This window comes from Urechidicola vernalis (assembly GCF_031846385.1).
Lineage (GTDB): Bacteria > Bacteroidota > Bacteroidia > Flavobacteriales > Flavobacteriaceae > Urechidicola > Urechidicola vernalis.
This window is the reverse complement of the sequence record NZ_JAVRHV010000024.1, coordinates 1-876: the sequence shown is the minus strand read 5'-3', so window position 1 is coordinate 876 and position 876 is coordinate 1. Positions and strand designations below refer to the sequence as shown.

Below are 876 nucleotides of genomic sequence, written 5' to 3'. Positions count from 1 at the left end.
GAGGCTGTCAACTAGAAATCTAAGTACGGGAGTTTATATTGTTAACCTTGAAACCGAACAAGGGTTGATTTCCAAAAAGATATTGATAAATTAGAATTTGTTAAAAATGCTCTTCACTAGTTATTAACAGTTTTGAATTCTTTTTAAGAAGCTATAATACAGCAATATATACAGTTTATTTTTTTGTTTATTAACATGTTTTTTTTGATTTAAGCTTATTTTCCGTATTTTTGCATAATTAACCCCTAGCGCTAAGTTAATATTGAAAAAGAAGAGTCCCCATATCTGGTCATTCATTGACCTGAAAATTAACGCCCATATATTCGGGCTTTTGTTGTTTTTACTACCCAATAACTTAATTTATGCTCAAGATTGTTCTATCTCTGGGGATGATACCGTATGTATTGGTGTAACTGAAACATATAGTTCGGAAGGAGGTTTTTCTGATTTTATTTGGATGGTATCAGGTGGTGGAACTATAAGTTCGGGCATAGGAACTGATACTATTGAAATTGATTGGGGTTTAACTACAGGGGATTTTACAGTATCTGTTTCATCTGCATCAGGAAGTTGTTCAGATTCAATGATAGTTACTATAAGGCAAAAAGAGAATGCACCAAATGTTACCTCACCAGTTACATATTGTGAAAATGCTTTAGCTGTACCTCTGTCTACTAATTCTGGAGGGACATTTAAGTGGTACGATGAATCTTTCAATTTGTTGGTAGGAGCGCCAACTCCAGACACAAGTACGCCAAGAACTACTTCGTATTATGTAAGTAAAGAAGGTAATGGTAATGGATGTGATAGTGATTTGGAGGAAATAGAGGTAATTATAACTGACGACACTGTTGATCCTGTTACACCGACATTATC

Annotated in this window: 2 protein-coding genes; both read left to right on the top strand. The window is 34.2% G+C overall.

The window, feature by feature from the left end:
• Window positions 1-4: 4 nt before the first annotated feature.
• Window positions 5-94, top strand: coding sequence for a T9SS type A sorting domain-containing protein (locus tag RM519_RS14025; RefSeq protein WP_432280192.1), 90 nt, complete (start codon window positions 5-7; stop codon window positions 92-94).
• A gap of 237 nt (window positions 95-331) precedes the next feature.
• Window positions 332-876 (top strand): Ig-like domain-containing protein (locus RM519_RS13940; RefSeq protein ID WP_311594439.1); only part of this gene is annotated, 545 nt, incomplete at its 3' end.